The sequence below is a fragment of the Niveispirillum sp. KHB5.9 genome, from assembly GCF_048066115.1.
GTDB lineage: Bacteria > Pseudomonadota > Alphaproteobacteria > Azospirillales > Azospirillaceae > Niveispirillum.
On sequence record NZ_JBLTYX010000009.1, the window covers coordinates 53,882 to 77,750 of the forward strand.

At 66.1% G+C, this 23,869-nt stretch carries 27 protein-coding genes; 5 read left to right on the forward strand and 22 right to left on the reverse strand.

The features are described 5' to 3' along the window. Window positions 1–15 precede the first annotated feature (15 nt). Window positions 16–582 carry a BON domain-containing protein gene (locus tag ACM9HJ_RS16075; RefSeq protein WP_416572765.1) on the forward strand — a complete coding sequence of 189 codons (567 nt, stop codon included), beginning with the start codon at window positions 16–18 and terminating at the stop codon, window positions 580–582. Next, the gene (locus ACM9HJ_RS16080; RefSeq protein WP_416572766.1) at window positions 563–1,933 is read left to right on the forward strand and encodes a hypothetical protein; all 1,371 of its coding nucleotides are present in this window, start codon (window positions 563–565) and stop codon (window positions 1,931–1,933) included. The genes ACM9HJ_RS16075 and ACM9HJ_RS16080 overlap by 20 nt, the downstream gene beginning before the upstream one ends. A 10-nt stretch (window positions 1,934–1,943) precedes the next feature. On the opposite strand, the gene ACM9HJ_RS16085 is transcribed toward ACM9HJ_RS16080, so the two are convergent. Both ACM9HJ_RS16085 and ACM9HJ_RS16090 read right to left on the reverse strand, forming a co-directional pair. Continuing rightward, entirely contained in the window at window positions 1,944–2,453 is a 510-nt protein-coding gene (locus ACM9HJ_RS16085) for an MmcB family DNA repair protein (RefSeq protein ID WP_416572767.1), read from the reverse strand. A 54-nt stretch (window positions 2,454–2,507) separates the two neighbouring features. Next, window positions 2,508–2,792 carry a hypothetical protein gene (locus ACM9HJ_RS16090; RefSeq protein ID WP_416572768.1) on the reverse strand — a complete coding sequence of 95 codons (285 nt, stop codon included), beginning with the start codon at window positions 2,790–2,792 and terminating at the stop codon, window positions 2,508–2,510. A 169-nt stretch (window positions 2,793–2,961) separates the two neighbouring features. On the opposite strand from ACM9HJ_RS16090, the gene ACM9HJ_RS16095 reads away from it, so the two are divergent. Both ACM9HJ_RS16095 and ACM9HJ_RS16100 read left to right on the forward strand, forming a co-directional pair. After that, window positions 2,962–3,474 (forward strand): VanZ family protein, encoded by a 513-nt coding sequence (locus ACM9HJ_RS16095; protein ID WP_416572769.1) that lies wholly within the window; start codon window positions 2,962–2,964, stop codon window positions 3,472–3,474. Between the two features lie 45 nt (window positions 3,475–3,519). Beyond that, window positions 3,520–5,262 carry a tetratricopeptide repeat protein gene (locus ACM9HJ_RS16100; RefSeq protein WP_416572919.1) on the forward strand — a complete coding sequence of 581 codons (1,743 nt, stop codon included), beginning with the start codon at window positions 3,520–3,522 and terminating at the stop codon, window positions 5,260–5,262. A gap of 58 nt (window positions 5,263–5,320) precedes the next feature. On the opposite strand, the gene ACM9HJ_RS16105 is transcribed toward ACM9HJ_RS16100, so the two are convergent. The 19 genes from ACM9HJ_RS16105 to ACM9HJ_RS16195 form a co-directional block, all read right to left on the reverse strand. Next, window positions 5,321–5,542, reverse strand: coding sequence for a PIN domain-containing protein (locus tag ACM9HJ_RS16105; protein ID WP_416572770.1), 222 nt, complete (start codon window positions 5,540–5,542; stop codon window positions 5,321–5,323). Beyond that, a complete protein-coding gene (locus ACM9HJ_RS16110) occupies window positions 5,436–5,669 on the reverse strand; it encodes a hypothetical protein (RefSeq protein WP_416572920.1) in 234 nt (77 codons plus the stop codon). Before ACM9HJ_RS16110 ends, ACM9HJ_RS16105 begins: the two co-directional genes overlap by 107 nt. Window positions 5,670–5,725: 56 nt before the next feature. After that, window positions 5,726–5,959, reverse strand: a complete 234-nt coding sequence (locus ACM9HJ_RS16115) for an antitoxin (RefSeq protein ID WP_416572771.1) — start codon at window positions 5,957–5,959, stop codon at window positions 5,726–5,728. A gap of 30 nt (window positions 5,960–5,989) precedes the next feature. Then, the gene (gene lpxB, locus ACM9HJ_RS16120; RefSeq protein ID WP_416572772.1) at window positions 5,990–7,171 is read right to left on the reverse strand and encodes a lipid-A-disaccharide synthase; all 1,182 of its coding nucleotides are present in this window, start codon (window positions 7,169–7,171) and stop codon (window positions 5,990–5,992) included. Continuing rightward, window positions 7,168–7,986 (reverse strand): LpxI family protein, encoded by an 819-nt coding sequence (locus ACM9HJ_RS16125; RefSeq protein ID WP_416572773.1) that lies wholly within the window; start codon window positions 7,984–7,986, stop codon window positions 7,168–7,170. The genes lpxB and ACM9HJ_RS16125 overlap by 4 nt, the downstream gene beginning before the upstream one ends. Window positions 7,987–7,993: 7 nt before the next feature. Further along, on the reverse strand, window positions 7,994–8,782 hold the full coding sequence (gene lpxA, locus ACM9HJ_RS16130; protein WP_416572774.1) for an acyl-ACP--UDP-N-acetylglucosamine O-acyltransferase: 789 nt from the start codon (window positions 8,780–8,782) through the stop codon (window positions 7,994–7,996). Between the two features lie 125 nt (window positions 8,783–8,907). After that, window positions 8,908–9,381, reverse strand: coding sequence for a 3-hydroxyacyl-ACP dehydratase FabZ (fabZ, locus tag ACM9HJ_RS16135; RefSeq protein ID WP_416572775.1), 474 nt, complete (start codon window positions 9,379–9,381; stop codon window positions 8,908–8,910). Further along, window positions 9,359–10,408, reverse strand: coding sequence for a UDP-3-O-(3-hydroxymyristoyl)glucosamine N-acyltransferase (gene lpxD, locus ACM9HJ_RS16140; protein WP_416572776.1), 1,050 nt, complete (start codon window positions 10,406–10,408; stop codon window positions 9,359–9,361). The genes fabZ and lpxD overlap by 23 nt, the downstream gene beginning before the upstream one ends. Before the next feature lie 108 nt (window positions 10,409–10,516). Further along, entirely contained in the window at window positions 10,517–11,122 is a 606-nt protein-coding gene (locus ACM9HJ_RS16145) for an OmpH family outer membrane protein (RefSeq protein ID WP_416572777.1), read from the reverse strand. A 14-nt stretch (window positions 11,123–11,136) separates the two neighbouring features. Beyond that, the gene (gene bamA / locus ACM9HJ_RS16150; RefSeq protein WP_416572778.1) at window positions 11,137–13,464 is read right to left on the reverse strand and encodes an outer membrane protein assembly factor BamA; all 2,328 of its coding nucleotides are present in this window, start codon (window positions 13,462–13,464) and stop codon (window positions 11,137–11,139) included. Between the two features lie 17 nt (window positions 13,465–13,481). Continuing rightward, a complete protein-coding gene (gene rseP / locus ACM9HJ_RS16155; protein ID WP_416572779.1) occupies window positions 13,482–14,633 on the reverse strand; it encodes an RIP metalloprotease RseP in 1,152 nt (383 codons plus the stop codon). A gap of 25 nt (window positions 14,634–14,658) precedes the next feature. Continuing rightward, window positions 14,659–15,837, reverse strand: coding sequence for a 1-deoxy-D-xylulose-5-phosphate reductoisomerase (locus ACM9HJ_RS16160; protein WP_416572780.1), 1,179 nt, complete (start codon window positions 15,835–15,837; stop codon window positions 14,659–14,661). Further along, the gene (locus tag ACM9HJ_RS16165) at window positions 15,837–16,748 is read right to left on the reverse strand and encodes a phosphatidate cytidylyltransferase (protein WP_416572781.1); all 912 of its coding nucleotides are present in this window, start codon (window positions 16,746–16,748) and stop codon (window positions 15,837–15,839) included. The genes ACM9HJ_RS16160 and ACM9HJ_RS16165 overlap by 1 nt, the downstream gene beginning before the upstream one ends. A 4-nt stretch (window positions 16,749–16,752) precedes the next feature. Beyond that, complete coding sequence (locus ACM9HJ_RS16170; protein ID WP_416572782.1) at window positions 16,753–17,493, reverse strand: isoprenyl transferase; 741 nt, start codon at window positions 17,491–17,493, stop codon at window positions 16,753–16,755. Between the two features lie 40 nt (window positions 17,494–17,533). Further along, window positions 17,534–18,094, reverse strand: coding sequence for a ribosome recycling factor (gene frr / locus ACM9HJ_RS16175; RefSeq protein ID WP_416572783.1), 561 nt, complete (start codon window positions 18,092–18,094; stop codon window positions 17,534–17,536). 1 nt (window position 18,095) lies between these two features. Beyond that, window positions 18,096–18,818 carry a UMP kinase gene (gene pyrH / locus ACM9HJ_RS16180; protein ID WP_416572784.1) on the reverse strand — a complete coding sequence of 241 codons (723 nt, stop codon included), beginning with the start codon at window positions 18,816–18,818 and terminating at the stop codon, window positions 18,096–18,098. A 114-nt stretch (window positions 18,819–18,932) separates the two neighbouring features. Beyond that, on the reverse strand, window positions 18,933–19,856 hold the full coding sequence (gene tsf / locus ACM9HJ_RS16185; RefSeq protein WP_416572785.1) for a translation elongation factor Ts: 924 nt from the start codon (window positions 19,854–19,856) through the stop codon (window positions 18,933–18,935). Between the two features lie 137 nt (window positions 19,857–19,993). Beyond that, window positions 19,994–20,767, reverse strand: coding sequence for a 30S ribosomal protein S2 (gene rpsB / locus ACM9HJ_RS16190; protein WP_416572786.1), 774 nt, complete (start codon window positions 20,765–20,767; stop codon window positions 19,994–19,996). 366 nt (window positions 20,768–21,133) lie between these two features. After that, window positions 21,134–22,114, reverse strand: a complete 981-nt coding sequence (locus ACM9HJ_RS16195) for a tetratricopeptide repeat protein (RefSeq protein WP_416572787.1) — start codon at window positions 22,112–22,114, stop codon at window positions 21,134–21,136. Between the two features lie 319 nt (window positions 22,115–22,433). Between ACM9HJ_RS16195 and ACM9HJ_RS16200 the strand changes: the two genes are divergently transcribed. Beyond that, a complete protein-coding gene (locus ACM9HJ_RS16200) occupies window positions 22,434–23,003 on the forward strand; it encodes a hypothetical protein (protein ID WP_416572788.1) in 570 nt (189 codons plus the stop codon). 116 nt (window positions 23,004–23,119) lie between these two features. On the opposite strand, the gene ACM9HJ_RS16205 is transcribed toward ACM9HJ_RS16200, so the two are convergent. Beyond that, window positions 23,120–23,743 (reverse strand): hypothetical protein, encoded by a 624-nt coding sequence (locus ACM9HJ_RS16205; RefSeq protein WP_416572789.1) that lies wholly within the window; start codon window positions 23,741–23,743, stop codon window positions 23,120–23,122. Window positions 23,744–23,869 lie beyond the last annotated feature (126 nt).

The window sequence follows — 23,869 nt, forward strand, 5'->3', positions numbered from 1 at the left end:
CAGGAGGCATGAAAAATGGGGAACATGCGCCTTTGGGCGCCGAGCGGTCTGGGGATGGCGATGCTGGTGGCGGCCGGTCTGGCCCTGACCGGTCCGGCCATCGCCAATGATGGCGGGGATACAAAGCCGGCGGCGGCGGTGCTGGATGATAACGGCCTGCGCAACGCCATCGAAAAAAGCTGGCTGGCAGCGGGCGAGCTTGGCGACCGCATGCGGGTGGAGGTGCGCGATGCCCGCGTGCTGCTGACAGGCCGTGCGGCCAATCCCGATGAGCGGGTGTTGGCGGTCAAGCTGGCCTGGCAGGTCGACGGCGTGAAGGAAGTGATCAACGAGATCGGCATCGGCGACGAAAGCAGCCTGTCCGACCGCACCGCCGACATGTGGATCACGGCGAAGCTGCGCAAGGATCTGATGACTGATCCGGAGATCACGTCGGGCAATTACACGATCGAGACGGTCAATCAGGTCATCTACCTGATGGGCCGCGCCCGGTCGCCGCAGGAGCTTGAGCGGGTACGCAACCATGCGCGGGAAATCTCGCGGGTCCGGCGGGTGGTGAGCCATGTCCAAGTCCCCAACTGAGGGCACGCGCCACCGGATCGGCGATTGGGGCCGCGCCCTGTTCGCCCCCGCCCTGCTGGCCTTCACGCTGATCCTGTCGCCGTCCGTCGCCTGGGCGCAGAGTGCCGACCAGAACGCGCAGGCCAACCGCCAGTTCGTGCAGGCCATGCAGGCCATCCGTCAGGCCGACCAATCCTATGACGAGGCTGAACAGTCCAAGCTGTTGCAGCAGGCCGACGCGTTGCTGGCCGACATCGTCACCCGCCTGCCGGAAAGCACGCTGGCCGTGCAGCTGATGACCAACCAGTTCATCGGCGATTTCGACTATGTCGAATTCAAGAACCGGCTGCGCGGCCTGGTCTGTGCCGATCCGAAATCCAATGCCTGCCTGCTGCACCGGATCGAGGCGCTGGTGACGCCCATCGAATATCCCATCGCAGCCCCGCGCTGGGACTGGCTGTCGCTGGCCATCACCCATTACCAGATCGGGGACAAGGAAAGGGTCCGGCCCATCGTCGCCCCTTTCGCCCAGGCCCTGCGCACGGGTGGGGCCAAGGGCGACGTCAGCCCGGACCTGTTCGTCAGCCGGACCCTGGCCCTGACGGGCGAGGTGGACCGGGCCCTGGCGATCACCCGCGGCTTTCATGATTGCGCCACCCGCGTCTACAACCTGTCCGACATTGTCGAAGCGTTGGTCTGGCGCGGCGACATGGCCAAGGCGACCGAGATCACCGAGGAGGTGACGGAGTTCGCCCGCACCCAGGGCTGCGCCTGGGAACTGGGCCTGGTGGCACAGTCGCTGCTGCATGTCGGGCTGGAGGCACGGGCCCGCACCCTGTTCCTGAACACGGTGCAGGAACAGTTCAGCCGCTTCAAGGACCGCCAGGGCAATTGCTGCCCGCCGGAACTGGCCGTGGCCGCCGGCGACCTGGGCGATACCAACCTCGCCCTGGGGCTTCTGCGCACGGTGCAGGAGGAAAGCCCCTGGACCATCCCGCAGGTGTTGGGCCGGCTGGAGGCGCGGGGGGAAAAGGTGCTGACCCTGACCTATGCCGACCAGCTGCAGGATAATGACCTGAAGGCTGAAACCTATGTCGAGCTGATCGACGGCGCCCTGAAGGCCAAGGACCGGCCGCAGGCCGACACGCTGTCGGCCCGGCTGGACAAGACCGTCACCGACAGCCGCACGCCCATCACCCTGGTACAGCGGGCGCGCGCCGACAAGCTGCTCTATACCGACAACCGCTGGCGCGGCACCTTCCAGGCCGCCATTTCCGAAGCCGAGCGCGGCACCGGCCAGCGCCGCGACATCGCCGTGCCGCTGTTGGCGGCCCTGGTGGAGATCGAAACGGGATTGCCGATGCTGGAATAGGGGTCACACCCTACTCTGCAATCCTGAAGCTTGGATCTTCCACCCGGTGCAGCCGGCCCATGGCCACCTGTGCGACCCGCAAGGTCAGGGCCTTGCGCCGTGCGGGCGCCAGTTTGGCCTGGGGTGCCGGGCGGATGATCTCCGCCCCGAAGGCATCGGCAATGATCAGCCCGCATTCGGCAGGGATCAGTTCGATCGGAAAGTCGGCACCGACCGCGAAATAGAACCGGTCGCAGAATTCCAGATATTCCGGCCATTTCTGGTCGGTCTTGTAATCGATGGCCCCGCTCTTGACCTCCACGATTGTCACCTCGCCATCGGGGCCAAGCGCCAATATGTCGGCCCGCCTGCCATTGGCCAGCGGGAATTCCACCAGCCCACGCAACCCGCGTTCGGCCAGCATGCGCCGCGCACCACGCGTGATCGCCACCGCCGCGTCCGACAGGGGGCGCGGCAGCGGCACCGCCGGCAAGGACGGGGTGGCGGGATCAACAGCAACGGGTTCGGGCGAATTGTTCATGAGTACGGATCATGAACAATTCTACCCGTCCGGGCAAGTCGGATCAGATCGCTGTTAGCAGCGGACCGACAGGACCGAGACACCGCCCATGCTGGAGGCACGGACAACCGGCGTCAGCCCCGCCATCAGCAGGCGATTGCGGACCCCTTCCACCGTTTCGGTGGGACGGGTCAGGGTGATGCGGGTATCACGGTGGCCCAGCGCCCGGCTGCGCTCAACAGCAGCCAGGATCTGGTCGGTCAGCACATCGACCCCGTCGAACACGGGATCATTGGCCGGAGGCGGCGTCGAGGCCGCATTCGTTTCGAAGGACGGGGTGGACAGAGAGGCAGCCACCATGCCATTTGCCGGATTGAGGGCTCCGGTCGCCACTGCGGGATACATGCAAGGTCCCTGGGTTCGAGCGGCTGACGACTTCGCCGTCAGCAGGCCCTTTATTACAATGATATTTGTTAAAAAATAGGCAAGAGGCTGCTGCAAATTTGCGCGACGAGATTGCAAAATATGCATGCATGCCGCACTACTCCATCCGGCTCGCGACAGGCGCGGAATTCCGCTATTCTCTGGGCCGTTTCGCCGCCGGGACGATCGGAGTCTGACCCTGCCCGCCAATCTGCTGAACCCGCCGGCCCCGATACGGCACCTGATCGGTGCCCTGATCCTGGGCATCGCCATGCTGCTCCTGCCCTGGATGGCGGTGCAACCAGCGCTGGCCCCCCCCGGCGACGGGTTTTCCGATAAGATGATGCATGCCGCCTGCTTCGCCGGGCTGGCCGTCATCGGCCATTGGGCCTTCCGTGGTCGCGCCGCACGTCTGGCGGTGATGCTCGCCCTACTATCCCTGGGGATAGGAATTGAATGGGCCCAATCCCTGGTACCGGGACGGGAAGCGAGTTTTGTCGACGTGGCTGCAGATGTCACAGGTTTGATCCTGGCAAATATCCTTTTGCAGCGCTGGTCGCTGGCACGCGATATGCTATCTCCAGACCACCCGGCAGAATCGGGATCGGCAGGCGATTGACCCGCCCTTCATGCGGGCATGGAAGGATGGTGCTGAGTGGTTGCTATGGGTTTCCGGTCGCCGAAGGCGGCCCTGAATGCGATGGTGCTGGTGCTGGCCCTGACGGGTGCCGCCTCGGCCCAACAATCCTCCACTCCAGCCCAAGCCCCCAGCAGCAGCCATCAGGCCAACAGCAGCGCCGTCGCCCGTTACCTGATGGGCCGCATTGCGCAGAATGCCGGTGCCTGGGATATCGCCAGCGCCAATCTGGGGGCCGCCCTGAAGCAGGACCCGGAGAACCCCTCCCTGCTGCGCCGCACCTTCCTGCTGTCGCTGGGCGAGGGCAAGGAGGATGAGGCGCTGGCCCTGGCCCGCCGTCAGGTCGCCATGGAACAGGGCGGCAGCTTCGTGGCCCATGCCCTGCTGGTCGCCGACGATCTGCGCGCCGGCCGCACCAAGGAAGCCGCCGCCCGCGTCGCCAAACTGCCCACCGACGGCATGTCCCCCTATCTGGCTCCCCTGCTGGCCAGCTGGATCGCCGTGGCGGAGAAGGACTATGACCGCGCCGTGACGCTGCTGGACCCGCTGGGCAGCCATGACGGGTTCAAGACCATCCGCACCCAGCAGCTGGCCCTGATCGCCGACATGCGCGGCGACCGCGACGCGGCCTTCCAGTCCTATTCGGAAGTGGCCAAACAGGGCATGCCGCTGCGCCTGGCCTTGCTGATCGGCAATTTCCAGGAACGCTCCGGTGCGGCCGACGCGGCCCGCAAGCTCTACCGCTCATATCTGGACGCCAATCCCGACAGCATGGCGATGGAAGACGCGCTGGCCCGGCTGGACAAGGGCGGCACCCCCGCCCCGCTGGTCGGCACCGCCGCCGCCGGCCTGGGGGAGGCCCTGTTCCAGCTGTCATCCGCCCTGCACCAGGAAGGGGCCGCCGAAATGGCCCTGCTCTATGGCCGCGTGGCCCTGCGCCTTGACCCCGGCCAGCCACTGGCCCGCATGCTGGTCGGCGACATCCTGATGACCCGCGACCGGGACGAGACGGCACTGGCCGAATTCCGCACCACCACCGGCAGCCCCGGCATGCTGTGGATGGCCCGCCTGCGCCAGGTCGAGGTGCTGCGCCAGCTGGACCGCGAGGACGAGGCGGCGGCCTTGCTGCAGAAGATGGCGGTGGAACGCCCCACCCGTACCGACGCGCTGCTGCGCCTGGGCGACATGTACCGCGTCACCAAGCGCTTCGACGAGGCCCTGACCGCTTATGATGCGGCACTGGCCCGGGTGAAGGAACTCCGTCCGAGGGACTGGACGCTGCAATATGCCCGCGCCATGACCCTGGATTCCAAGGGCGACTGGCCGGCGGCGGAAACGGCGCTGAATGCGGCGCTGGCCTTGCAGCCGGACCAGCCCAGCCTGTTGAACTATCTGGGCTATTCCTATGTCGATCGCGGCCAGCGCCTGGAAGAGGGCAAGGCCATGATCGAAAAGGCGGTGGCCCAGCGTCCCCGCGACGGCTTCTTCACCGACAGCCTGGGCTGGGCCCTGTTCAAGCTGGGCAAGGTGGAACAGGCCGTGGAGACCCTGGAGAAGGCGCTGGAACTGGAACCGGCCGACCCGTCGATCAACGATCATCTGGGAGACGCCTACTGGGCCGCGGGCCGCAAGGACGAGGCCCGCTTCCAATGGTCCCGCGCCGCCCATCAGGCCGACAAGGATGACGGCCTGCGCCGCTCCGCCCAGGCCAAGCTGAAGAACGGCCTGGTGGCGACGGTGAAGGCGGAGAATATTCCGGCGGCGCCGTGAGGGGTCCAACCCGGCCTGCGATGGGCAATCCCGTTGCAGGCCGGCACCCCATGCCCGATCAGTCGGGCCGCAGCCAGTTCTCATATCGCAGATTTGGCACCCGACTGAATTCACCGACATTATCTGTGACAAGGATCGCCTCAATCGAAAGGGCATGGGCCGCGATCCAAAGATCATTGGCACCGATGATTTGCCCTCGCCGCTCCAGTTCGGCCCGAATATGTCCGTAGATAGTCTCGACTGGCGGTGACAGAGACAGGGTATCGATGGAAGAGAGCACCGCATTCACTTGGGGCAGTCAGGCGGGGCGAATCCTTCCGTAGGGCACCGAACCGTATCTCGCCCGCCACGATGACGCTGGTCACCACCTTCCCATCACCAAGCTGCAAAAGCCGTTGGGCCGCCATTCCCGCCGGATGGCGGATAATGTCGGACAGGATGTTGGTGTCCAGGAGATAGAGGCTCACAGATCAACCGGCTCGGGCGCTGGGTCTGCGATTTCACCGATCCCTTCATCAAGATCGGACAATGTCGCCAGCACGACAGCCAGGGATGGACGCGCCAGCGGCTCGATGACCAGACGGTTGCCCTCCTTGCGCAAAACCGCCTCCGTCCCGGGAAGCTCGAATTCCCGTGGAATAGGTATCGCCTGCTCGTGGCCGGTGCGCAAAAGTTTGACGTGGCGTTCGGCCCGCATCGTGCGACCTCCTGTCGGGGACAGAGAAGTTCAGGATAGGCCCGACCGCCCATTGCCGTCCACCACCCCCAGCACCGCCGCCGCGGCCCGCTCGCTGGGCGTCCTCTCCCCGCCCTGGCCCAGCCATTGCGCCACCTGAGCCACACCCTCCACCTGTTCGCGGCGGGCGTCTGGATCGGTCAGCAGCACCGACACGGCATCGGCCAGCTTGTCCGGCGTGCACTCATCCTGCAGCTTTTCCGGCACCAGCATGCGATCCAGCATGATATTGACCAGATTGGCATATTTCACTTTGATCAGGCGGCGGTAGAGCCGGTAGGTCAGCGGGTGGATGCGATAGGCGATGACCGAGGGCAGGCGGGACAGCGCCAGTTCCAGCGCCACGGTGCCGCTGGCCGCCAGCCCGACATCGGCCGCTGCCATGGCGTCATACTTGTCCACGTCCCCTTGCACCACCAGCGCCAGCACCGGCCAGGTCGCCGCAGCCTCAGTCACCGCCCGCGCCACCTTGCCCAATGTCGGCACCACCACCCGCAATCCCGGATGCCGATCCTTCAATAGGGCCAGCGTGGCGGCGAAGTCTGGCAGCAGCACCTTGATCTCGCTGCGCCGGCTGCCGGGCAGCACGCAGAGCAGCGGCGTATCGGGGGCGATGCCATGACGGGCGCGGAAGGTCGCGCCGTCGCCCTTCTCCACCCCCGCCTCCACGATGGAATGGCCGACAAAGGTGGCGGGCAGGCCCACCGCCTCGAAATAGGGCGGCTCGAACGGCAACAGCACCAGCAGATGGTCCAGAAACGACGCGATCTTCTTCGCCCGACCGGGACGCCAGGCCCAGACGGTGGGCGCCACATAATGGATCAGCTTGATGCCGGCATTGGCGCGCCGCACCTTCTTCAGCACCCGGAAACAGAAATCCGGCGCGTCGATGGTAACCACCGCATCGGGCTTCAGCGACAGGATGTTGTCGGCCGTCTGGCCGATACGACGGATCAGACCCGGCAGCTTGGGCAGCAGTTCGGCCAGCCCGAACAGCGTCAGTTCCTCCATCGGGAACAGGCTGTCCAGCCCCTCTTCGATCATCCGTTCCCCACCGACCCCGGCAAACCGCACCTGCCCGCCCGTCGCCTGCTTCAGCGCCGCCATCAGCCGGGCGCCCAGCACGTCGCCGGACGGCTCCCCGGCGATCAGGAAAATCAGGGGGGCGGTCATGGTGCCACCCCCTTGATCCACAGCCCAACCGCATCCGCCGCCGCCACACCCGCCTCACGCCCCACGAACAGCGTCCCCCCGGCCTCCACCGCGATCCCGGCATAACCGCCGGCCACGCAGGCGGCCACCGTATCCGGACCGATGGTGGGCAGGTCCAGGCGCCGATCCTGGCCCGGCTTGGCGCATTTCACCAGCACGGGCCCCGGCCCCTCCCGCCTCAGCGCCGCACAGCGCGCGATCAGCGCATCCGTGCCCTCGATCGCCTCCACCCCCAGCACCAGCCCCTGCTGCACCACCACCGCCTGCCCCACATCGACCACCCCCAGCGCACGGGCCACGGACAGGCCGTGGGCAATGTCAGCCAGCCCCTGCTCATCGGGAACTGTAGAGGTCAGCACACCGTCGGGCGTCAGCAGGTCGGCGATCAGCGACTGCACCGCCACCACCTTGAACCCTTCCTCCTCCAGCAGCCCGGCCACGGCGCGCAGCAGCCCGTCATCGCCCAGGGCCTTCAGGCCTAAGCGCGCGAAGAAGCGGGTGGCGTACCAGTCCGGCCGCAGGTCGATCAGCGACGGGCGACGGACACCGCCAGCCAGCACGATCTCCGTCACGCCCTCCGCCCGCAGCCGTTCCAGCATGGCCCCTGCCGCCCCCATGCGATGGATGGCATGGGGCATGTCGGGCGCCAGCCAGGCCTCAGCCCCCCGCCCCTCCAGGGCGATGATGAAGAAGGGCCGTCCGCCGCGTCGGCAGGCCTCGGCCACCTGCCGCGGCAGGTCGCCGTCGCCGGCGATGATGCCCAGCCGCGCCGCCATCAGCCGATCAGCGCGGCAAGGTCAGGGCGCGGCTGCCCCGGTCGGCCAGGAAGGACAGGACATCGGCCACGGCCTGCACCCCGCCCGCCTCATCCGTCACGGTGGCGATCCGATCGGCCATCTGGCCCTGGCCCTCGAACAGCTGGCGGAAGGCGCCGCGCAGCGCGTGGATATCGTCCTTGGCGAAGCCCCGGCGCTGCATGCCCACCAGGTTCAGCCCGGCTAGGAAGGCGCGGTCGCCCTTGACCAGACCATAGGGGATGACATCCGCCTCCACGCCCGACATGCCGCCGATCATGGCATGCGCGCCGATGCGCACGAACTGGTGCACGGCCGACAATCCCCCCAACACCACATGGTCGCCCAGCACCACATGCCCGCCCAGGGTGGCATTGTTGGCCAGGATGACATTGTTGCCGACGATGCAGTCATGGCCGATATGGACGCCGACCATGAACAGGCCACCATCGCCGACCCGGGTCACCATGCCGCCACCCTCGGTGCCGGTATTCATGGTGACATTCTCACGGATGCGGTTATTGGCGCCGATGATCAGTTCCGACGGCTCGCCCTTGTATTTCAGGTCCTGCGGCGCATGGCCCAGCGAGGCGAACGGCCAGACCACCGTGCCCTCGCCGATACTGGTGCGGCCATCCACGGCCACATGGCTGATCAGGCGCACATAATCGCCCAGCACCACGTTGGGCCCCACCACGCAGAAGGGCCCGATCTCCACGCCCGTACCGATACGGGCACCGGGATCGACGACGGCACTGGGATGGATGTTCGCGCTCATGGTCCGGAACCTCGTTTCTTGACATGCGAAGGGGCGGTCACCCGCCCCTTTACACCCGCCTTACCAGCGGGTTTTGACAAAATTGCGTCCGGCCCGTCCGCATCCGCCAAGCGGGATGCAGGAGATCAGGTACCGTCCGCGATCATGGCCATATAGGTCGCCTCGGCATGGACCTTGCCGTCCACGAAGGCCTCGCCCTTGAATTTCCAGACATTGCGACGGTTCTGGATCTTCTGGACCTTGATATGGATCTGGTCACCGGGGCCGATGGGCTTGCGGAACTTCGCCTCCTCGATCCCCATGAAATACACGAGGCGGCCTTCCGCCTCCTGCCCCAGGGTCTGCATGACCAGGATAGCGGAGGTCTGGGCCATGGCTTCCACGATCATGACGCCGGGGAACACCGGCTTCTGCGGGAAGTGGCCCTGGAACACCTGCTCGTTCATCGTCACGTTCTTGATGCCGGTGCAGCTCTCACCGGGGACGATGTCCTTCACCTTGTCGACCAGCAGCATCGGATACCGGTGCGGGATCAATTTCATGATCGCGTTGATATCCAGCTCGGTCGCCACGACCTTATTCGTTTCCGTCTCGCTCATCGCCCCGTCCACTCTTCCCCTGCGCCATGCGCGTCATCATCGCAACCTGGCGGAAATATTGCCGCTTGGGCTGTGCCGGCGTGCCGAACACCTCCGTCATGGGCGGCACATCCCGCATCACGCCGCTCTGTGCGGCGATGCGGGCGCCCGCCCCGATGGTCAGATGCCCTGCGACCCCCGCCTGCGCCGCCAGCACGGCATGATGGTCGAACTTCGTGCTTCCCGAGATGCCGGACTGGGCCACGATGACGCAGCCGGCCCCGAGCGTGACGTTGTGCCCGATCTGGACCAGATTATCAATCATGCAGCCCTTGCCGATCACCGTATCGGGCCCCGCCCCCCGATCGATGGTGACATTGGCCCCCACCTCCACATCATCCTCGATGATCACCCGGCCCAGCTGCGGCACCCGCACATGGCCGGTGACGTCCATGGCAAAGCCGAACCCGTCCTGCCCGATGCGCGCACCGGGATAGATCACCACCCGGTCACCGACCAGACAATGGGAGAGCGAGGCACAAGCGCCGATGACGCTGTCGGCCCCAACACGCACGTTGCGGCCGATGACGGCATTGGCGGCGACGCGGGTGCGGGCTCCGATCCAGGCGCCGGCCTCCACCACCGCACCGGCCGCCACATCGACCCCCTCGCCCAGCTCCGCCGAGGGATCGACATGCGCGGCCGGTGAGATCAGGCCGGTCGATGACGGCACCGGATAGAAGGCCTGGGCGCACAGCGCGTAACTGCGATAGGGCTTGTTGGAGACCAGCAGCGCCATGCCCGCCGGCGCCTTGTCGGCCAGCGACGGATGCACGACACAGGCCGCCGCCTTGCTGGCCTGGAACGCCTCGACATATTTGCGGTTATCCAGGAAGGACAGCTGCCCCTCCCCCGCCTGGTCCAGCGGCGCCACGTCGAACAGTTTCAGGTCCGGATCGGTACCCGGAGCCACCGTGGCACCGCAACGGGCGGCCAGCTCGGCCAGGGTGAAGGGACCGGCACGGTCGAAGAAGCGGGGATCGGCCATGGGAAATGTCCTTGGAAACAAGCGTAAGTCAGGTCGAGCCGCAGGCGAGCCCTGACAGGAACGGATTTCCAGCAATGCTGTCAGGGCTCGCCTGCGGCTCGACCTGACCTACTGTGTAGGCGGCGGCACCGTCACCGGCACCTGCGGCAGGCGGCTGTTCAGGCGCTCCAGCACCTCCGCCGTGATGTCGCCCGCCCCGCCCGCCTGATAGACGATGAACTGGCGGGAGATGACCAGCGTGGCGCCGGTTTCCTTGGCCACTTCCGCGATCACCTGGTCCAGGGTGTTGATCACGCTGTTGCGGGCCTGGTTGAAGGCGATGTCCAGGCGGCGGGTGCGTTCCTGCAGCGCGCGGCCGGTGGCCGACACCTGGGTCTCGAACTCCGTGCGCTTGCGGTCGAACTCTTCCACCGAGACGGTCTGGCGCAGGCGGGCCAGCTCCTGTTCGGCACCACGCAGCGCTTCCTGCTGCTGCGCCACGTCGCGCTGCAGCTGTTCCTTCTGCACGTCCAGTTGCTGCTGGATGGTGCGCATGGAGGTCGCCTGCTGCAGGATGGTGGGGATGTCGACCACGGCCACCTGGGCATAGGGCAGGCGACGCACCGGTTGCTGCACCTGCTGTGGCTGCCCCATGATTTCCTGGGCATAAGATGCCACCGGCCCGGCCACAAGGGCCAGGCCGGTGAGAAACAGGGCGGTGAGGCGGTGCGCCAAGGCCCCGTCCCCCGTCAGAACCGGGTGCCGAAGCTGAACTTCAGCGTCTCGGTCTGGTCATACGGCTCCTTGGCGATCGGATAGGCCAGATCCAGGCGGATCGGGCCGAAGGGCGACTTCCACGACACGCCCACGCCGGCCGACATGCGGACCTTGTTGCTGTCGCGGAACACGTCGCCCACGCCCGGCGTCTCCTTCGCGGCCGTCAGGGTACCGGCATCGTAGAAGGCGTGCGCCTTCACGCCCAGCTCGTCCGGCAGGCCCAGCTTGGTGGTCAGTTCCAGGCTGGCGCGGCTGAAGATGGTGCCACCCAGCGCGTCGCTGTTCTCCGGATTGTCGGGGTCGGGCACGTTGCGGGGACCGATACCGCCGATCTCGAAACCGCGCAGCGTGTCGCCACCGATGAAGAAGCGGTCATTGATGCGCAGGTCCTTGCCCATGCCCCAGATGTAGCCGGCTTCCGTCGTCAGGCCGATCACCACCTCCTCGAACGGCTCCCAATACTGGCCCGCGGTGATGCGGTTGCGCAGATAGCGGGTATCGCCGCCGACACCGGCGAATTCCACCGACCACAGGCCGTAAAAGCCGCTGGTCGGCTCGATCTTGCTGTCGCGCTCATCATAGAGCAGCTGGCTTTCCACCGACGAGGTGATGGTGGTGCCCAGCTGGTCCTGCAGGAACAGGGACGAGCCGAAATAGATGTTGTCGATCTTGTTCTGGACCAGCGAGTAGCTGATACGCTGGCGCAGCTTTTCCGACAGCGGATAACCGGCGCGCAGCACAACACCGGTCGATTCCAGGTCGTAGGAGATGGTGTCGCGGTTGTCGCGCACCACGCGGAACAGGTCGATGCCGGCCGCCAGGTCACGATCCAGGAAATAGGGCTCGGTGAAGCCCAGATCGACCTCGAAGCTGCGGCTCGACAGCAGGGTCGACAGGCGCAGATCCTGACCCTTGCCCAGCAGGTTGCGCTGGCGGATGGAGAAGTCCAGCAGCGCGCCGTCGGTGGAGGAGTAGCCGGCACCCAGCTGGATTTCACCCGTGGGCTGTTCCTCGACCTCGATGGTGATGACCGACTGGTCGCGGGTGCTGCCCTCGGCCGTCTTCACTTCCACACCGCTATCCAGGAAATAACCCAGATCCTTGATGCGCTGTTCGGAGCGCTTCAGCTTGGAGATGCTGAACGGGTCGCCTTCAACCAGCAGCATCTCGCGGCGGATGACCTTGTCCAGCGTGTTGTAGTTGCCGACAATGTCGACACGCTCCACGAAGACGCGCGGGCTTTCCTTCAGCTCGAACACCAGATCGATGGTCTGGTCTTCCTGGTTGCGCTCCAGCAGCGGGTCGATCTCGACGAAGCCGTAGGACAGGTCACCCAGGCGGTTCGTCAGCTCGGTGATGCTCTCCTCGATCTTGTCGCCATTGTACCATTCGCCCGAATAGGCATTGATGGCTTCATAAAGGGGCTGGATGTCGATGTCGGGGATTTCCGACACGATTTCGATCTTGCCGAACTTGTAGCGCTTGCCTTCATCCACCGTCACGGTGATGAAGAATTCCTCGCGGTCGGGCGTCAGCTCGGCGACGGAGGTCAGCACCTTGAAGTCGGCATAGCCGTTGCGCAGATAGTGCCGGCGGACCTGTTCCTGGTCATAGCGCAGGCGCTCGGGATCGTAATTGTCGTTGGACGACAGGAACCGCCACCAGCGCGATTCCTTGGTGATCATGATCTCGCGCAGCTCGTCATCATCGAACACGTTATTGTTGACGATGTTGATGGCCTGCACGCCCGTCATCTGGCCTTCTTCGATCTCGAAGATCAGGTCGACGCGGTTCTGTTCCAGCTGAACGATCTTCGGCTCGATGCGCGCGGCGAAGCGGCCCTTGCGGCGATAGAGCTCCTGGATGCGCTCGACGTCGTTCTGCACGCGGGTGCGGGTATAGACGGTGCGCGGGCGCAGCTGGACCTCGGGATTGATATCCTCGGTCTTGATGCGCTTGTTCCCCTCGAACCCGATGCGGTTGATGATGGGGTTTTCCACCACCTGCACCAGCATCACCCCGCCTTCGCGCCGGATCGACACGTCGGCGAACAGGCCGGTCGCAAACAGCGACTTCAGCGACTGGTCGATCTTGTCGGGATCGAAGGCGTCACCCGGCTGCACGGTAAGGTACGACCGCACGGTTGCGCCCTCGATGCGCTGCGAGCCTTCGACACGGATTTCGCGAATGATGCCACCATCAAACGCCTCCTGGGCCATGGCGCCGGTCGACAGCGCGATGACGGATGTTGCGGTGCCGCCCAGCAGCAGGCACAGCGCGAACCTGGAAACCGAGACCAACTGTTCCCCCAAAAAGGCTAAGACAGGACACCCTTGACGAAGTCCACGACACGCAATTGAACGAGATCGTTCCACGTGGCGAAAACCATCAAGGTCAATACCAAAGCCAGACCGACCCGGAAACCATATTCCTGAGCCCTCTCGCCAAGAGGCCGTCCGCGAACGGCCTCCACTGCGTAATACAGCAGATGTCCCCCGTCCAGCATCGGAATGGGAAACAGGTTGATCAGGCCCAGATTGATGGACAGCACGGCCACGAACCAGATCATGGTCACGAAGCCCGTCTGGGCGACCTGACCCGACATCTGCGCGATGCGCAGCGGCCCGCCCAGCTCGGCGGTGCTGCGCATGCCCATCGCCATCTGCCATACGCCGTCAAGCGTGCCTTCCGTCATCTGAACCGTCTGCTTGGCAGCCTCCCAAAGGGCCGTCAACGGTGTCTGGCGGCGGTATTCGTCACTGACACGCATTACCCCCAGCCGGCCTATCGTATGGATGTTGCCGAAACGGTCTTCCATCTTCTCGGGGCGCGGCGTGACGGACAGTTCCAGCTGCTTCGGCGCGGCTCCTTCGGCCTCCACCCGCTCCACCACCATGGAGACGGTGCGGCCGGGATTCATGACGATGACGCCCAGCACGTCCTCGAACCGCGGGGTGTCGCGGCCGCCCATGCTGATGATGCGATCGCCGGCCTTCATCCCGGCCTCCGCCGCCGCCCCTTCGGGCAGAACCTCGCGGATGACCGGCGGGGTATAGGGTTGACCATAGACCATGAACATGAAGGCGAGCGCCAGGATGGCGAACAGGAAGTTCGCCGCCGGTCCCGCCACCACGATGGCCATGCGCTGCCCCACCCGCTTGTGATGGAAGGAGACGGCACGGTCGGCCGCACTCATCTTCGACAGGCCGGCACCCGGCGTGCTTGCCGCCCCGGCATCGCCGAACATCTTCACATAGCCGCCCAGCGGGATCAGGCTGAACTTCCAGCGCGTGCCGTGGCGGTCGGTGCGCCCGAAAATCTCCGGCCCGAAGCCGATGGAAAAGACTTCCACCCGCACGCCATTGCGACGGGCGACCAGGAAATGGCCCATCTCGTGCACGAAGACCAGGATGGTCAGCACGACCAGGAACATCACCCCGTAATTCCAGATGAAGCCGAAGACTTCCATAAACAGCGCCTCCAGGGGCCCAGGCTCAATTCGCGCGAGATAAGACGGCAATTTCGGCAAAGGCGTGGCGACGCGCTTCCGCGTCTGCCGCTTCCACTTCCGCCAGCGTGCCCAGGGGGCCATGCACCAGGGTGGAGAGGCACTTTTCCACGACACGCGGAATATCCAGGAAGCCCAGATTTCCGGCCAGGAAGGCGGCCACCGCCACCTCGTTCGCCGCGTTCAGGATTGTAGGGGCCGCCCCACCGCTTTGCAAGGCGCGCCGTGCCAGCGCAAGGGCCGGAAAACGGGCGGGATCGGGCGACTCGAAGGTCAGTTGCGCCGCCTTCACCAGATCCAGCCGATCGCCGGGCGTGGCCACCCGGTCGGGCCAGGCCAGGGCCACGGCGATGGGCGTGCGCATGTCGGGCGTGCCCAGCTGCGCCAGCACCGATCCGTCGACATATTCGACCAGGGAATGGATCACCGATTGCGGATGCACCAGCACGTCGATCCGGTCCTCGGGCATGGCGAACAGGTGGTGGGCCTCGATCAGCTCCAGCCCCTTGTTCATCATGCTGGCACTGTCGACGCTGATCTTGGCCCCCATCGACCAGTTGGGATGGGCGCAGGCCTGGGCGGGCGTCACACCCTCCATGGCCTCACGCGTCCAGGTGCGGAACGGCCCGCCCGACGCGGTCAGGATCAGGCGGGAGATACGTTCCCGCCGGGCCTCGTCGAACACCTGGAAGATGGCGCTGTGTTCGCTGTCCACCGGCAGCAGCGTGGCACCGCAGCGGCGCACCTCCGACATCACCAGATCACCGGCGCAGACCAGCACCTCCTTGTTGGCCAGCGCCACCGTGGCACCACGCCGCACCGCAGCCAGGGTCGGGGCCAGACCGGCGGCACCGACAATGGCCGCCATCACCCAATCGGCCTCGGGCCGGCTGGCTGCCTCCACCACGGCGGCGGGGCCGGCAGCCAGTTCGATCCCCGTCCCGCCCAGCGCGTCCTTCAGGTCGGCATAGGCGCTCTCGTCCGCCACCACGGCCAGGGCCGGGCGCAGCAGGCGGGCCTGTTCGGCCAGCTTGGCCACGTTGCGGCCGGCGACCAAAGCCTCCGTCCGGAATCGCTCCGGATATGCGGCCAGCAGTTCCACCGTGTTGGAGCCCACCGATCCGGTGCTGCCCAGCACGGTGACGCGGCGGCTCGTCTCAGCCATCACCAAAATCGCACCCATTCCCCGGCCGTCAGCTCGAACAGCGCGTAAAGCGGGGCCGCGAACAGCAGCCCGTCGATCCGGTCCAGAATACCACCATGGCCGGGGATCAGGTTGGAACTGTCCTTCACATCCACCCGGCGCTTCATATAGCTCTCGAACAGGTCGCCCGCCTGCCCCGCCACGGCCAGTACCGCGCCGATGGCGGCGTAGACGGCGATGGCGGCGATGGTCACATGATGCGGCACATCGGTCGCCGCCGGCGGCACCAGCCAGCCCGGCAGCCAGTCCCCGCTCTGCGCCGCCCCGAACAGCCCGCCCAGCAGTGCCGCCGACGCCATGCCGCCGATCAGCCCGGCCCAGGTCTTCTTCGGGCTGATGCGCGGCGCCAGCTTCGGCCCGCCGATGGTGCGGCCGGCCGCATAGGCACCGATATCGGTCGCCCAGATGGACAGCATCAGGAACAGGAACAGCGCCAGCCCGTAGGGGCCGCTTTCCAGGCGCAGCCACAGCATGGAAAGGAAGGGCAAGCCCAGATAGAGCGATGTCAGGGCAAAGAACCCATTGGACCGGATACGCAACCTTGGCCGCCACCAGGGCATCACGATGGAAGAGCACACACCCAGGAAAATCAGGACAGCGAACGCCAGCCAATGGTCATGGTCGATCATCAGGATAAGCAACGGGCCCAGGACCATGAACCCGGCGTTGGGGAAGCTCAGCCAACTGCTACCCGGTGCCGTCAACCGGACAAATTCCCAGACAGACAGGGCCGCCAGCACCAGCACCAGCAACTGGAACGGCATCCCGCCCCACCAGACGGCGGCCAGCACCGGCGGCGCTAGGGCGATGGCCGACAGGGCACGGACCTTCAGGTCGGATTTGCGCTTGGGCGGCGTCGGGCTGTGGGTCACGATATCAGCGGCTTCCGGCCGTGGCGCCGAAACGCCGGTCGCGCCGGTGATATTCCCGGATCGCATCCTCCAGATCGCGCTTGGTGAAATCGGGCCACAGCGTATCCAGGAACACCAGCTCCGCATAGGCCAGCTGCCACAGCAGGAAATTGCTGATGCGCTTCTCCCCGCTGGTGCGGATCATCAGATCGGGATCGGGAATGTCGCCACCCGTGGTCAGGTGCCGGGCGAAACTGTCGGGCGTGATGTCGGCGGGGGTCATCTCCCCCTTCTCCACCGCAACGGCCAGGGCGCGGGCCGCATCCACCAGTTCCTGCCGCCCGCCATAGGACAGGGCCAGGACCAGGGTCATGTCGGTATTGGCTTCCGTCAGGCCCTCGGCATTATTGATCAGCGCCTGGATGTCGTTCGACAGGCGCGACCGGTCGCCGATCACCCGGAACCGGATGCCGTTCTTGTGCAGCCGGGCGATCTCACCGCGCAGATAGAAGCCCAGCAGTTGCATGAGGGTGGAAACCTCATCCTCCGGCCGGCTCCAGTTCTCGGTGGAGAAGCTGTAGAGGGTGAGGTAGCGCACGCCCATTTCGCGCGCACCCTCGATCACCTGGCGGACGGCATCCACGCCCTTCTTGTGCCCCGCCGTGCGCGGCAGGCCGCGTGCCGTCGCCCAGCGTCCATTGCCATCCATGATGATGGCGATGTGGGCGGGCGGCGGCGGATAGACGGATGTGTCGGGGCCGGGCATGGATGCAGGTGCCTTGAAAAACGAAGCGACCGGGAAACGATCAGACCTGCAGGATTTCCTTTTCCTTGGTCGCCAGCGACTCGTCGATCTTCTTGATATGGGCGTCGGTCACGGCCTGGACCTTGTCGGTCCAGGTCTTCTGCTCGTCTTCCGACAGATCGCCGTCCTTCTGCATCTTCTTCAGCGCGTCATTGCCGTCGCGGCGCACATTGCGCACAGCGACACGGGTCTGCTCGGCATATTTGGCGGCGACCTTGCTCAGTTCCTTGCGGCGCTCGGAATTCAACTCCGGGATCGGCACGCGGATGGTGGCGCCCTCGGTCTGCGGGTTCAGGCCCAGGCCGCTGTCACGGATCGCCTTCTCCACCGACTTCACCGTCGACCGGTCGAAGACCTGGACGGAGATCAGGCGCGGCTCCGGCACGGAAACATTGGCCACCTGGTTCAGGGGCACCGTGGTGCCATAGGCCTCGACCACGACCGGTTCCAGCAGGTTGGCGGACGCGCGGCCCGTGCGCAAACCGGCGAATTCCTTGCGGAGCTGCTCAAGCGCGCCATCCATGCGACGCTCGATATCCTTGATCAGATCGGGAGCGGCCACCTTATGCCTCTTCGGTTATGATGGTGAATTTACCCTGTCCGGCCATCACCTCGGCGAAGCCGCCATCCTTCTGGATGGAGAAGACAAGGATGGGAATCTTGTTCTCGCGGGCAAGTGAAATCGCCGACGCGTCCATCACCTGCAGGTCCCGCGACAGCACGTCCAGATATGTCAGGCGATCGTAACGGATGGCGTCCTTCACCTTCTTGGGATCGGCGCTGTAGACGCCATCCACCTTGGTGGCCTTCAGCATCGCATCGCAGGCCATTTCGGAGGCGCGAAGGGCGGCAGCCGTATCGGTGGTGAAGAAGGGATTGCCGGTGCCGGCGGCGAAAATCACCACCCGGCCCTTTTCCATATGGCGCTCGGCGCGACGGCGGATATAGGGCTCGCAGACGCTGTCCATGGGAATGGCCGACTGCACGCGGGTCTCAACGCCGGCCTTTTCCAGGGCGTTCTGCACGGCCAGGGCATTCATCACCGTGGCCAGCATGCCCATATAGTCGGCGGTGGCGCGTTCCATGCCGGAAGCCGCACCGGAAATACCGCGGAAGATGTTGCCGCCGCCGATGACGGCGCAGACCTCGATCCCCATGTCGATCACGGACTTGATCTCCGTCGCCATGCGGCTGACGACGTTGGGATCGATCCCGTACTCCCTGTCCCCCATAAGGGCTTCACCTGAAAGCTTCAGAAGAACGCGCTTGTATCGGGCTTCGGGCACGGGCTTGTCCTTTCGATTGGAAATCCGGTCTTCAAACAATCATATCGGGGCCGGCGGACCGGCCCCGACAGAATAACGTTCCAGAGCCGGCACGAGGTCCGGCTCCGGACCGCCTCAGCCGGCCATGGCGGCCACTTCGGCGGCGAAGTCGGACTGTTCCTTCTCGATGCCTTCGCCCAGCTGGAAGCGGACGAAGCCGGTCAGGGCAACCGGGGCGCCGACGGTCTTGGCGGCGTTCTCCACGACCTTGCGGATCTTGGTTTCGCCGTCGATGACGTACAGCTGCTCCAGCAGGACCACTTCCTCATAATACTTGCGGACGCGGCCTTCGACCATCTTCTCGATGATGTTTTCCGGCTTGCCGCTGGCGCGGGCCTGCTCGACCAAGACGGCGCGCTCGCGGTCCAGGTTGGCGGTCGACACGTCGGCGATGTCCAGCGCGTCCGGACGGGCGGCGGCGACATGCATGGCGATCTGCTTACCCAGCTCAGCCAGGGCCGCTTTGTCACCGGTCGACTCCAGGGCGACCAGCACACCGATCTTGCCCAGGCCCGGGACCAGGGCGCCGTGCACGTACGAGGCCACAACACCGTCGCTGACGGTCAGCTTGGCGACGCGGCGCAGGTTCATGTTCTCGCCGATGGTGGCGACCAGGTTCGGCAGCTCGTCGGCGACGGTGCGGCCGGTGCCCGGATAGGCGGCGGCCTTCAGGCTGTCCAGCGTGCCGTCGGTGTCCAGCGCCAGCTTGGTGACGGTGGCGACGGCGGCCTGGAAGGCGTCGTTGCGGGCAACGAAATCGGTCTCGGCATTCAGCTCGACGGCGGCGCCGGACAGGCCGTTGGCGGCAACGCCGACCAAGCCTTCGGCGGCAACGCGGCCGGCCTTCTTGGCGGCGGCGGCAAGGCCCTTCTTGCGCAGCCAGTCGATGGCGGCTTCCAGGTCGCCGCCGCTTTCGGTCAGCGCCTTCTTGCAGTCCATCATGCCGGCGCCGGACTTCTCGCGCAGGTCCTTCACGAGGGCAGCGGTGATCTCGGCCATTTTCGCCTCTCTAAATCGTCGGGGTGTGACGGGATATCTTCTAGCACAGGGTCATGGCGGTTTCGCGCCAAGCCCGGACAGCACAACGGCCGGACAGCACCCGAATTCGGATGCGGCCCGGCCGTCGCACCTCAAACTCAGGCCTCGGCGGCCGCTTCGGCGGGCAGGGCCTCTTCTGGAGCCACTTCCTGGCTGCCGACATCGATGCCGGCGGCCGACATCTCGGCCTGCAGGCCGTCCAGGACGGCGCCGCTCAGCAGCTCGCAATAGGTCTCGATGGCGCGCAGGGCGTCGTCGTTACCCGGCACCGGGAAGGTGATGCCGTCGGGCGAGCTGTTGCTGTCCAGGATGGCGACGACCGGGATGCCCAGCTTGTTGGCTTCCTGGATGGCCAGGCTTTCCTTGTTGGTGTCGATGATCACCAGCAGGTCGGGCAGGCCGCCCATGTCACGGATACCGCCCAGCGCGCGCTCCAGCTTGTCGCGGTCGCGCGTCATGTTCAGCAGCTCCTTCTTGGTGCGGCCGGAGCCTTCACCATGGGCCAGAGCCTCGTCCATTTCCTTCAGGCGGCGGATCGACTGGGAGATGGTCTTCCAGTTGGTCAGCATGCCGCCGAGCCAGCGATGGTTGACATAGTACTGGCCGCAGCGCTTGGCGCTCTCGGCAACCTGCTCCTGCGCGGCGCGCTTGGTGCCGACGAACAGGACGCGGCCGCCGCCGGCGACGACGTCACGCACGGCCTGCATGGCGCGGCCCAGCAGCGGAACGGTCTGCTCCAGGTCGATGATGTGCACGCCGTTGCGGGCGCCAAAGATGTACGTGGACATCTTCGGGTTCCAGCGACGGGTGTGGTGACCGAAGTGGACGCCAGCTTCCAGCAGCTGACGCATGGTAAAGGTCGGCATAGCCATGGGAAAACTTCCTTTTCCGGTTCTTCCTCCGCAGGCGACGTCCGCCTGGCACCATGCCAGCCGAACACCGGATCGATATGACGGCCTGCCCTGACAACCAGCGTCCGGGTAAAAGCCGACACACCGCAAGCCCACGTGTGGGATTAACGACGGGGCGTGAGATAGCGCAGCCGGCGCGCCAATGCAACCCCACCCGGCCGCGATTTCCGCCCGCCCGCCCCGCCATGGCCGCATGGCGGGGTGTTTTTTGCGTTCCGCTGATCGTAACCGATCATCGACTTCAATCGCCGGCGCCACCATTCGGTGGCTTGGCTACGCGCCACAGGGTGCCGCGGCGGCAGTCGCCGCCGTGCCGGCTTCGCCGTCTTATCCCGCCGCTTTCAGCGCCTTCAGCGCCGCCTGGGCCTCCTTGTGCTTGGGCTCCAGAACCAGGGCGCGGCGGAATGCCTTCTCCGCTGTGACCTTGTCGCCCATGGCCTGATAGATCTGCCCCAGCCGCCAATGCGCTCCTGCCCGATAATTGGTGCCGCCGATCCAGGCCGATCCCGACAGGAAGCGCAGCAGCGAATCACGCCCGGCCTCCAGCCTTTGTCCGGTCACCGCCGTGGCCCGCCCGCGCTGGTACAGCGTGAACGTATCGGCCGGGTCCAGTGCCGCCGCCTTGTCGAGTGCGGCGAACGCCGCGTCATTGTCACCCAGCCGGCCCAGGCGCGTGCCGGCCCCGGCCAGGTCGGATGCATCGGTCAGCTTGGCCACCGCCTCCATCAGGCGGGCCTTGCCACCGGCCTCATCCTCATTGCTGAACGCCTGATTCGCCCGCAACAGCAGATACTGGCCCTCGTCCAGCGGCTGCATCTGCCGGATCGCCGCTTCCGCCTTTTCCTTGTCGCCACCGGCGATCGACGGTGCGACCAGATGGAACTGCGCCACGCAGTTGATGGCCGGGATGCTGCGCGGATCGCGCGTCCGCTCCCCCTCGCACAGCGACAGCAGGTCCGCCGCCGCCGACTTCTTGGAGAACAGCGAGGCATCATCGATGCGCCGCGTGGCCAGCACCATCCGCGCCTCCAGCACCGCGCGGTCGTCGGGCGTCTCGGCCGCCAGCTTGGCCCCCAGGGGCAGTCCGGCCTCGAAATCGCCGAAGCGCTGATAGACCAGCAGCAGGTCGCGCGCCGCCGCCTTGTCGCCGGGATCGGCCGCCAGACGATCCTTCAGCGGCTTGGCCGCCACCTCTTGCCGGTCATCGGGTTCGACCAGGGCGGCATAGTCGGCGGGGACGGTCTGGGCATTGGCGACGCCAGCCGAAGCCAGCAGAACCAGCGTGGCCGCGAACGGGATGAAACCCAACCCCGGGAAGCCAGGCTTCCCGGGGTTGGGTACGGCGGCGACTGCCGCCGCGCCACCCATGCGGCGTAGCCAAGCCCACGGATGTGGGCGCCGGCGACTGAGGTCCGGTGATCGGAAACGATCACCGGAAACGGATATACGACGCATGGGTTCGTCCGAAAAGGTTAAGCGGGATTAACGATTTGGCCGGTCGCTGTGGCGGATTGATGGCGTTATGGTTCCAATTCCGCGATCATTGGTGGTGCAGGTCCGCCATGCCTTGGCAAGCGCCGCGCCCGTGGCTATGGTCCCCCCCTTCCCAGGCCATACACCCATGATAATGACCGCCCCAGTCCGCCCGACCGACACCTCCCCCGACCTGTTGACGGGCTTCCTGCGCCAGCAATCCCCCGGCCGCGAGCCGCCTGTGCCCCTGTGGCTGGAGGCTGACGGGCTGCCCGACGTGCCGCGCCGGCTGCTGGCCCATGACCATGGCATGACGGCGACGCTGGAGGCGTTCTGGGGCGAACAGATGCGTCTGTCCGTGCTGCACACCGAAGAGGTGGGCACACTGCTGCGCCGCCACGTCCTGCTGTCCGGCGCCGACAGCGGCACGCCGGCCGAACTGGGGCTGATCGAGATTCGTCTGGACGCACTGCCGCCCGGCGCCCTGTTCGCGGTGCGTCAGCGGCGCATCCCGTTCGGCGCCATCCTGTCGGCCTGCGGTGTGGGTTTCAAAAGCCGGCCCGCCGGCTTCCTGCGTCTGGTCGCCAACGAGGACCTGTCGCGCCTGCTGCGCGTCACACCGGGTGCCGCCATCCATGGCCGCGCCACCACCCTGTTCGCCCAGACCGACGGCAAGGTCCTGGCCAATGCCGTGGAACTACTGAGCGGACACCAGCCGGGGTAATGCCAACCGGAGGCGCCTGGCCCATGCGGTTATAGGCCGGCGACCGCCGGCCCGCACCTCATGGCGCGCAAGCCAAGCCCACGGATGTGGGCGCCCGGCGCCTGAGGGAACAAAAACTATCTCCTCAACACCACCGCCGCCGACGCCACACCGAAGCCCAGCGACACCAGCGCGATCAGGAAGGACAGCCAGAAGGCCATCCGCACCTCACCCAGCGAGGCATCCATATAGGTCTGGTACTGGGCGATGACCGGGTCGTTGGTGCGCGCCGCCGGCACTTCCGCCGCCAGCACGCCGTCCTGCTGGACCTTCCAGTTGGCATCCACCCCGGCACCCAACCGCACCGACCGTGTCACCGCCTCGAACCCGTCGGCCAGGGCCGCATGGGTTTCGCGGATGCGCGTGGCCCGTTCCGGATCGACGGGGTCCAGTGCCGCACCCAGCCGGTCGGCCAGGGCACGGAATTCCGGGACGCGGGCATCCAGGCGCTGGCCCGTCTTCTCCCGCGTCGGTTCGTCGAAGATCATCAGCAGCGCATCACGCTGCAGGGCGCGGCTGGTGGAACGCAGTTCCCCGGCCGCCGCCAGCACCTCCTGGGCATGGTCCAGCCCGCGCAGAGCCGGCCGGACCAACAGCAGGCCGGTGGCCAGAAGGGCCACCAGTACCGGAACAAGACCCGCCGCCAAGGCCGGCAGAATACGACCGCGCGGCTGTTCCAGGTCCCAGAAAGGCTTACTCATCAAACACAGCTCCAGTCATACCGGCGGTCATCATCCATGACCGCCGGAGGCCAGCGACCGCTGGCCCGCCGCACGTGCGGCGTAAGCCAAGCGGCCGGATGGCCGCGCCCGGCGCCTGAGGGAACC